Here is a 9087-nt window from a genome sequence, read left to right as displayed (position 1 = left end):
GGACAAAGCTGCTTCAAGATCAATTTGACAAGCTTCGGGAATGAGGCTATCATAGAACATCATTTTTTATTTGTTAGAGGACAGAATACTGCATTCTGTCCCTTTTTTCCATCGCTTAACCTAACTTTCAACACTTCTGGGAGACACGCCAAAATTTTGAAGTTAATAATGCATTTTATTAAGATAGACGAAGAAAATTCTGCTTTTGTGTCATCCCAGAAGCCTGTTATAAATGTGAGTTGGGATGATGCTAAAATATTTTGTCAAAAATTATCCAAACACACTGGGCGGCAATATCGTTTGCCTAGCGAGGCCGAATGGGAATATGCTTGTCGTGCCGGAACAACGACACCGTTTCACTACGGTGAAACTCTAACGCCGGATCTTGCGAGATATAAATTGGAACTCATACTATCCGTCTCCCGCAACTGTAGGTAGTTTTCCACCAAATGCTTTTGGCCTCTACGATATGCATGGTAATGTTTTGGAGTGGTGTGAAGATGTTCGGCATCCTAATTATTATGGTGCACCGGTAGATGGAAGCTCATGGGTAACTGGAGACTCTAAGGAACATTTGCTACGCGGTGGTTCGTGGCAAACAAATTCAATATCTTGCCGGTCTGCGTTTCGTTACAGGCCAGATCCTAACTACGCCAAAAAACGTTTTAGTTGGGAAACAGGTCAGTTTGGCTTCCGTGTAGCTTGTTCTATCCCTAGAGACTCCTAGCTTCCTAGCCTTTGATGCGCTGGATATTTTTTTCTCATGATCCGGATTCTTCTCCTAAGCATTCCTCAGAAGTTTTTGGTTGCGGCCAGGGGCGATCGCTTTCGCCTACCCTGGTAGGGAAGTTAAGGGTGAACCCGATGATCATTGATCCGACAACCGTACCGCAACAAACTGGGTCGAGCTATCCCGCTGCCTTCCAATCGCGAGTTGCTGGTCGCACTAAACAACGCTTAGGGGATGTGGCTGGGTTGCAGCACTTTGGTGTCAATCTTGTGCATCTGGCCCCAGGCAGTCAGTCGGCCCTTCGTCACTGGCACAGCCGTCAAGATGAATTTATCTATATCCTGTCGGGTACCGTTACCCTGATCACCGATGCGGGTGAGCAGACTTTAACGGCGGGTATGGCAGCAGGTTTTCCGGCGGGTGAGGCGAATGGACATCATCTGCTCAATCGTTCGGATGCCGTTGCCACCTATCTCGAAGTGGGCGATCGTACCCCCAATGATGCCGTCACCTACCCCGATGATGACCTAGTTGCAACTTTGGGGCCTGAGGGCTGGCAGTTCACCCATAAAGATGGCACTGCTTACGGCTCCTCATCGCCATAAGCTTGCCGCGACGGTTGCAAGCTCAGCCAATCCAAAGCCATGCACATTGCCGTGCAACAAATCAAAGATCGTCATCACTATACAAAATTAGCAGTACGATTAAACCTGAAAAAACTCCCCATCAATGATGAGGAGCCATTCGCTATTTGAAGATTACCGGAGCCAGCAGCCTACTACCGTATCTAGGTCAACGCTGGGGTCAACGCCACTGGTGTCACTACCTGAACGGCTCCATAGCGTACACCCCGATAGGTCAAGGTGTGGATTAAGGGTTGCCGGGGCACATCGATCACCACGGACGTGGCCACTTCAACACCGCGATACTTACCGATCACTTTTGTCGTTACCGTCGGGAGGGTGTTGGTCGGGACTGCGTAAGCAACACCACGATATTGGTAAAACATGGGAAACACCTCAGAAGTAAACCTTCGATGTTCCTATCTTCGCGGAATCTCCTGATTGCCACAGTGATAGGGGAGAATCACAAGCGTGACAATTCCTCCGCAAAATCGTGAGCGGTCATTCCCCCAGGAGTGATACGGCTGGCTGCAAGCTGTGACGCGCGTCAATTTGGCCTGACTCTTCCCCCCAGGCACACTTTTGCACAGCTATAATACAGTCGTTCTATCAATCTTGGGCCTAGGCCAAAAGTTGGAGATGCGAGTTATACAACAAACATCCGATCGCCTGATTTTACAGGAACGTCCCTGGCTGTTATGGTTCCTGGGTAGTGTGTTTACGATTGTTGGGGCGATGGTTTTTACCTTAATCGGGGAAACCGTTACCTTCCAGTGTGATCGCAGCCTAACGCCCCCTGCCTGCACCTTAATCAACCAAAAATTATTGACCCAACGCAGCATCACCCTACCCCTCCAGAGCCTACAACAAGCTGAAATCCAGAGTAGCCGCCGTCGTAAAGGGAAAAGAACCTACCGGGTGCTGTTGCGGACGGATTCAGGCGGTATTCCCCTGGTGACAACGTTTAGTAACATCAGCAATCACTCCGCCCAGGCACGTCAGATCAATGACTTCCTGCAAAACCCCAGCCAACCGACCCTGGAAGTAACCGGAGATTACCGCTGGTTGGCTTTGTTGTTCCTCGTAGCATTTTCTGGACCTGGGATGTTGATGCTGCTGCTGGGCAAAATCGTCACCTTGGACCTTAACAAACAAACGGGTGAATGCACGCTTCAACGTCGGGGTCTCTTTGGGCAACACCAGCGCCACTATCCGCTAAGGGACATTCGGCGGGTCTGGATTGAACGTTCTCGCAAAAACACCACTTATCGGGTCAACCTAGATTTGCGATCGGGGGAAACCGTGCATCTCATGCCCTATCTCAGTTCGGGCTATCAGGATAAAGAACGCCTTCGTAACCGCCTGTGCGACTTCTTAAACCTGGCGGTAGACCCCTCCTGACAAAGCTCCATTTGCCTAGAATTGCTGCCAGCCCTGGCCAATCCGAACAATTTTAATGAAGCTCCTTCTGGAGGGACAAGCCGCACGGGAAAAACTCCTGACAGAAGTGGCAACGGAAATTCAACCCCATTCAGACCGTATTGAACCCGCCTATCAATTGGCGGTTATTCTGGCAATGCAAGGACGAACCCAGGAAGCCCAAGAACGACTGACTCAGACAAATAATGGCGATTAATGGCGATCGGCGAGATACCAACACTGCCCTAGTAATTGGAGGAGGCCATCCACCCGCTGGGGCACCATCGCCTCTACGCCACCCACAACCGTCCCTGCTGCAAGCCCTGAAACACGCGATTCACTAGGTCATGCTCCTGTGGCTCAATCACATCCTTATTCAGTAGCGCCATCAGCAACTCTTGATCCATGCGGCTGATGCGACGGGTCGTGAAGATCTTGTTCACCAGTTGTTCGAGCGATTGGAGGGAGAAGACTGACGCTTGCATGACCGATACCTTAAATGTTTTCCCGATGTCCTTAGTATCGCGCCCCTCCCCCTCCCCCTCAGTGACGATGCCGCCGCACTCCCCGTGATTGTGCAGCTCCAGCCGCGTGACGGCCTCCGTATTCGCCCGGTGAGCGAAATCACTGATGCGATCGGGCATGGGTAGAGGCTAAACGCTGATTCTCATTGTCGCACCATCTCTGACATTAGCCCTGGCTTGAAAAATCAAGACTATCAGAGTTGGTCAGTCAATATCCTACAATTGGGAGAGATACATCGTTAGGCATAGCCGCTGAAGCTGAGTTTAACGATGGGTTGCCATGCAATCGCTAACCCTAGCGATCGCGCTCACTCACCTATCCTCACAGTTAACCGCTACGATGAAAAAGCACATTAGCGAAGTGATCGTCTACAAGAACCAAAACCGCAAAAGTGGCGCTCGTGTCACCCTCGGTTTTACGGCCCTATTCAATAGGGGCATGACCGATGCGGTCAGGACTGATAGTAATGGGGTTGCTCGGATTCATCACGACAGTGAAGGCCATGCCAACATTTTCGTTGATGGCACTAAAGTGGGGGAAGATCGGTTCCCCAATCGCGTCATCGTCTACCTTTAGGTATGCTGTAAACGTTGTTAGCGCCAGCAGAGGCAATAGTCTCGACAAAACGACTGACTGACTTTCTAGATAGGAAATCCCCGCCCGTTCACGGCGGGGAGGATGTCAATATTCTCACTTATTTGTATAACGCCATTTGTGCGGCGATCGCTTGGCGATGGACCGTTACTAAATTGGGAGGTGACAAGACTTGGACATGCCCCAAAAAGCGATTCACCCAGCGGCTGAATTCGTTAAAGGAGCGATCGGGCAACGGCACGCTGTAATCCACATAGCTGACTTGGCCTTGCTGATCCTTGGGGCCGCGCCGGAGTCGTTGCCGGGGGTGGCGACGATCGCCTTCGAGGATGAAGGTAGCTACGGGTGGGTAGAAGCGCACTTTGAATTCTGTCAGGGGCAATTCTCCGGCTAGTTCTGCTGCTTGGGCTTCCGGTTCACCTAGGTAGAGGCCCCAACCGTTTTGAAGAAGCTTATCAACCGATTGCAAACTGGCCTGTTGGGCACGCGCGCCCCGCCCGGTTGCAGACAACAGCCGACAGTGGCTACTGAAGCGATCCATGCGGTTAATTGCAAAGTAGGCACGGGAGTAGTCTTCGTAAACCAGATACCAGGCAATATCGTGATACAGCAGTTGCAGCGGCCAAACCTGCACCATGCCCAGATCAACCTGGTGATAGGGGTCGCGTCGCCGGGAAAGTTCCACGGGTTGGCCGAGACTAATGGCCTGCTCTAGGATGGGCAGCGCCTGAAAGAGAACGTCCTGGTGTTTGCCCTGGGCCATCATTTCATCCGGATCACTATCGGTAATTGTATGGTTGAGGTAGCGGCGCACGGGATACAACAGTTCGCCCTGAAGCTGGAGGTCTAGGCCCCGCAGGCGTTGGGCGATCGCGGTATACATGCGGCGGACTTGGGGATCACCCTGGTGTTTGGCGAGGGAAGCCAGGGCATCAAGGGCGACGGCCAGTTCTTCGCGTTTGAGGGCACCGGTTCCCAGGTAATAGCCCCAACGATACATGTGGCGATCGAGGATGCCATAGCGCCGTAAGGTTTCTAAATCCTTGCGAATCGTGGGCAGGGCATAGCCCACCAGTTCCACTTCATACCGTCGGGCGGTGGCTAACAACCCTTGCTGGACTGCTGCTAATGCCTGGTGGTGACCGTCGCGGTGGGGGGCATCAGGGTCGGGACAGCCAATGCCGGGATAGTGTAGGAAAGTAGCAATGAGCAAGAGCAGGCGTTCAAAGGCGGCGCGATCGCTGTACAGGTGCGGCGTAATCTTCTTAGGCATTTTGTCTAAAATTGTCAAGAAAAAGAAAATATCGATACGCTTGAAAATATATCTACATGTTTGCCTGTAAATAAGAGTTAAGGTTCCATTTTAGGATAGCAAGTTAATAGATTCTTTTAATAGATTTTTCGATAAGGCTTACGTTATGGTGATGCTAGGCGATGACACAACGGGGGAAAGTGCCCATGTCTCAAGCATTCTGGCAAGCCAAGATCTGGGGATTACTGCATGATCCGGCATTGAAGGCACTGCATGACAATTCTGGGCGGGGTGGGGAAGGTGCCTGGCAGGAATTAGAGATTATGGCTTCCTGGCTAAACGCCCTGAGAACCGATCAGCAAGAAGACCCAACTAACCAGAGTAAAATATCCCCTAAAAAAAGTGGAAAAACCATCTTTAAGTGGATTGCAGACTCCGATTTGATTACGTCGGCTAGCGATCGCTCCGCCATTGGTAGCCTCAATAGTTCTGTAGACTACGGCGACAAAGGACTAGAAATTAGCCACTTACTATCTGGTGCCAAAATTTCAAGCTGGAAACTGCCTGATCATAATCATCAATCGCTTATATCCAGCGCTGATCGTGCCCAAGCCATTAGGGACAAAGAGCAGCAACTATTTCCCGATTGGCTAAAGCGCGAAACAGACCCCAAGAAAGTATTTTGGTGGCTCTGGCGATGCCTACCGGAAGCGGCTTGCCAAGCCTTTGACGATCCCTCCCTGTTGCTGATGCCTGCTGAAACCCGCATTCCCGATGGATCGATCTGGAGCCATACCAGCATGACGGCGGCCCTCTGTGGTGCCTTAGCAGGCTATGACTTAACAGCAGAAGATATTACGGAACGCTGGTCAAAAGATAAGCCATTATCCCGTGCCTATCTGGCAACCTTTAGCTTTACCCCCGTACAAGAACTGATCAAAGCCAGCCGCAAAATGCGGGATTTTTGGGCCGGTTCCTGGATTTTGCACTACCTCTCAGCCAAGGTCTGTTGGGACTTAGCCCAAATCTATGGCCCTGATAGCTTTTTATATCCCAGTTTGTTTCAGCAACCCCTCATTGACTATTGGCTGCGGGAGGAGTGGCCAGAGTTTCAAGATCTCATCGATCGCCCAACGGGCCAGCAACTCCTGACCGCTGGTTTTCCCAACGTGCTGGTGATGATTTTGCCGAAGGCTAAGGTGGCAGGGGCGATGCAAACCGCCAAGCAATCCCTGAAGGCCGAATGGCGACGCTTGGGTCGGGAAGTGCTGAACCTACTGCATAATTGGATGCCCGATTTACGGGAAACGGACTCTGCCTGGAATGGTTGGCTAGATGCCCACTGGCAAACCTACTGGGCGGCAGTAGCGATCGGTAAAGAAGGGGAAGATCTGAAAGATACGGGGATTTTGCGCAATCAGGAGTGCGATCGCGATCCCTGGGTAGACGCGCAAAATACTGCCTACAACCTAACAGAAGAAAAACGACTGTTTCTGAAAGAAGAACTAGATTTTCTGAGGGGAACCTTTGCCCCTAAGAAACCAGGGGTAAATATTGGCTCCTGGTGGCCCTATGTGTTTGACCAAACCCGCTTTGCCCTCAGTTCAGTGAAAAATACCCGCACTTGGCAACTACCTACTGCCTTTGGGCCGCGATCGACCATCTCTGGCATTGGCCCCGTGGTTCACCCTGATAACCACGCCGGCCAGCAAGATTGGCTGACGGAAGGCCATACCGCCAATCTCTGGGACAACCATGCCGGACTCTTTGACGGCATTGAAGAATTGAATGCTACAGAGGTCGTGAAGCGGGGCTTACACCGCATTCTCAAAGTATTACTGCCCCATTTCCCTGAACAATGGCGAGAAGCCTCCTATTCCCCGGACTTAACCTCTGGGGTGGCAGGGTGGTTGCGCCAACAAGAGGCAAAGGCAAAGCAGGGAGATCAGAAGGCACAGGAGAGAATTGATTATTTCCTGGATGCCTGTGATGACCTAAGCCGTTCCTTTCCCTGGACAACCCAAGGTAATGATCCCCCCGCTAACTTGCCCTGGGGTATTCCCTGGGTGAGAAAACACCATGAGGATTGGCCCAATCCTCGCTTGCTGAATGCGGGCTGGCTGATTGATGACTATGAACCAACAGGCAATCCATCCCACGACGACCAAATCAAGGCACGCAATAGTGAACTGCAACGCCTAAAGGAGCAGATTTCCACCTGGTTCGCACCCGGGAATAATCCCACCGATTGGTATGTGCTGGCAGCGGGGGATGGCGACAGCATGAGCGAGTGGTTAAAGGGTAGTTTGCTCATGTCTTATGACGACTATGTCCCGGACAGCTTAAAACAAAAGGTGGCGCAATCTCGCCAAGAAGCAGAGGGGGTGGCAGAGACTTTTGCCAAGTTTTTAACTCAGAAAAAACGCATGGGGCCTGCGACTCATGCAGCCCTGTCTCGTGCGTTACTGGACTTCTCCAATCAACTGGTGCCCTACCTGACCGAACAGCGTTATGCTGGACGGCTGATCTACGGTGGTGGCGATGATGTGTTGGCCTACACCAATCTGTGGGAGTGGGATAGCTGGCTCTGGGATGTGCGCGAGTGTTTTAAGGGCAGTAAAGATCCACATGAAGAATTTGATGACAGAGGGGATTATTGGCGTTGGAAAACTGGGAAACCACCGGAAAATGTCTCACCACGTCCACTATTCACAATGGGGAGTAAGGCTTCCATTAGTTTTGGGATTGTGATTGCCCATCATTCAGTGCCGTTGGCGATCGCCCTAGAGAATCTCTGGGCTGTCGAAGATGAAGCCAAAGAGCATGTTTGTTTTAAGGACGGTAAAAAGCACAAGAAAGATGCCGTGCAAGTGCGGGTGTTGTATGGCAATGGCAACATTTTGAAAGCTACCAGCAAGTTCGATGTGTTTAACCAGTGGCAAACACTGCTGAACTTTCAGAAAACCCATTCACAGGTTGATTTTGACCCAGCTTTGTTTGAACAAGCGGCAGAAATCTGGAGACAACATCCTGTACCGTTTCTGGATAGTTCATCTGATCCGTTTGCCGCGATTATTCCCTGGACAAAGGCATTTTGTGATCGTCGGGAAGTATTCAAAGGTGAAGAGAAGGAGAAGGCCAAACAAGATTTCCAAGAAGCCTTAGTTGAATATCTCAAGGCTGTGTGTTTGACTACACAGGAAGATGATCGCGATCGCCAAATTCAAACCTGGCTAAAACTTGCTGCTTTTGTGCTGCGGAAACGAGACATCAAAATTGGAGGTGAGAACTGATGTATTGGTATACCATCACCCCCTTAGATGTGTTGATGTTTCGAGATGCCAAGCCCTTTACACCAGGGGAACGGGCTTGGGCTGGAAGTACGTTTCCACCGAACGGACATGCGATCGCGGGAGCCTTACGTGGACTCCTAAGCATAACTTCTGAGGAACGATTAACGTTCAACCTGACAGGCCCATTCCTCTGTCATCACCAAACCCTCTATTTTCCGCGCCCATTTAACCATGTTGGGGTTACGCCTTTGGTGCCCCTAGCTTGGGATAACAACCATCCTCTCCAAGCACAAATGATGTATGACAACACAAAACCTTGTCCGCTCGTCAAACCGTTTTCCACAAGAAATCAAGAAATGGACGATGAGGAAACGCAGTCCGTCGATTATCTCCCCTACGCTGTTATCCATGATTATGTAAAACATGGCAAGATCGCCCCAGAGTCTTGGCAAGAGGGCATTGAAAAACCCTGGAGTATAGAAACGCGATCGCACAATGCGCTGGAAGTTGGAACCAGAAGTGTTGAAAGTTAGGTTAAGCGATGGAAAAAAGGGACAGAATGCAGTATTCTGTCCTCTAACAAATAAAAAATGATGTTCTATGATAGCCTCATTCCCGAAGCTTGTCAAATTGATCTTGAAGCAGCTTTGT

Annotated in this window: 11 protein-coding genes; 8 read left to right on the top strand and 3 right to left on the bottom strand. The window is 50.7% G+C overall.

All coding sequences use genetic code 11. The annotated features are described in order from the left end of the window. From ACWIUF_RS14455 to ACWIUF_RS14445, 3 genes are all read left to right on the top strand, one after another. Nucleotides 1-438 (top strand): formylglycine-generating enzyme family protein (locus tag ACWIUF_RS14455; RefSeq protein WP_448573168.1); only part of this gene is annotated, 438 nt, incomplete at its 5' end. Then, a complete protein-coding gene (locus ACWIUF_RS14450) occupies nucleotides 386-727 on the top strand; it encodes a formylglycine-generating enzyme family protein (RefSeq protein WP_448573166.1) in 342 nt (113 codons plus the stop codon). The genes ACWIUF_RS14455 and ACWIUF_RS14450, both read left to right, overlap by 53 nt. A 137-nt stretch (nucleotides 728-864) precedes the next feature. After that, nucleotides 865-1335, top strand: coding sequence for a cupin domain-containing protein (locus ACWIUF_RS14445; protein WP_448573165.1), 471 nt, complete (start codon nucleotides 865-867; stop codon nucleotides 1333-1335). Nucleotides 1336-1517: 182 nt separating this feature from the next. Here ACWIUF_RS14445 and ACWIUF_RS14440 read toward each other — a convergent pair whose 3' ends face one another. Continuing rightward, nucleotides 1518-1739 carry a DUF4278 domain-containing protein gene (locus tag ACWIUF_RS14440; RefSeq protein WP_448573164.1) on the bottom strand — a complete coding sequence of 74 codons (222 nt, stop codon included), beginning with the start codon at nucleotides 1737-1739 and terminating at the stop codon, nucleotides 1518-1520. Nucleotides 1740-1992: 253 nt separating this feature from the next. Between ACWIUF_RS14440 and ACWIUF_RS14435 the strand changes: the two genes are divergently transcribed. Both ACWIUF_RS14435 and ACWIUF_RS14430 read left to right on the top strand, forming a co-directional pair. Continuing rightward, on the top strand, nucleotides 1993-2754 hold the full coding sequence (locus ACWIUF_RS14435; protein ID WP_448573163.1) for a hypothetical protein: 762 nt from the start codon (nucleotides 1993-1995) through the stop codon (nucleotides 2752-2754). Nucleotides 2755-2809: 55 nt separating this feature from the next. Beyond that, on the top strand, nucleotides 2810-2989 hold the full coding sequence (locus ACWIUF_RS14430) for a hypothetical protein (RefSeq protein WP_448573162.1): 180 nt from the start codon (nucleotides 2810-2812) through the stop codon (nucleotides 2987-2989). Between the two features lie 73 nt (nucleotides 2990-3062). On the opposite strand, the gene ACWIUF_RS14425 is transcribed toward ACWIUF_RS14430, so the two are convergent. Then, on the bottom strand, nucleotides 3063-3416 hold the full coding sequence (locus ACWIUF_RS14425) for a hypothetical protein (RefSeq protein WP_448573160.1): 354 nt from the start codon (nucleotides 3414-3416) through the stop codon (nucleotides 3063-3065). A gap of 160 nt (nucleotides 3417-3576) precedes the next feature. Here ACWIUF_RS14425 and ACWIUF_RS14420 point away from each other — a divergent pair, with 160 nt between their 5' ends. After that, the gene (locus ACWIUF_RS14420) at nucleotides 3577-3873 is read left to right on the top strand and encodes a hypothetical protein (protein ID WP_448573159.1); all 297 of its coding nucleotides are present in this window, start codon (nucleotides 3577-3579) and stop codon (nucleotides 3871-3873) included. Between the two features lie 118 nt (nucleotides 3874-3991). Here ACWIUF_RS14420 and ACWIUF_RS14415 read toward each other — a convergent pair whose 3' ends face one another. Next, complete coding sequence (locus ACWIUF_RS14415; protein WP_448573157.1) at nucleotides 3992-5164, bottom strand: helix-turn-helix transcriptional regulator; 1173 nt, start codon at nucleotides 5162-5164, stop codon at nucleotides 3992-3994. A gap of 185 nt (nucleotides 5165-5349) precedes the next feature. Here ACWIUF_RS14415 and ACWIUF_RS14410 point away from each other — a divergent pair, with 185 nt between their 5' ends. Together ACWIUF_RS14410 and ACWIUF_RS14405 are read left to right on the top strand one after the other, a co-directional pair. Beyond that, a complete protein-coding gene (locus tag ACWIUF_RS14410; RefSeq protein WP_448573156.1) occupies nucleotides 5350-8436 on the top strand; it encodes a type III-B CRISPR-associated protein Cas10/Cmr2 in 3087 nt (1028 codons plus the stop codon). Beyond that, entirely contained in the window at nucleotides 8436-8969 is a 534-nt protein-coding gene (locus ACWIUF_RS14405; protein ID WP_448573155.1) for a type III-B CRISPR module-associated Cmr3 family protein, read from the top strand. Before ACWIUF_RS14410 ends, ACWIUF_RS14405 begins: the two co-directional genes overlap by 1 nt. Nucleotides 8970-9087: the final 118 nt, after the last annotated feature.

The sequence above is a fragment of the Trichothermofontia sp. genome, assembly GCF_053493415.1.
The sequence above is the reverse complement of the archived record's forward strand: the minus strand, read 5'-3'. Positions and strand labels throughout refer to the sequence as shown.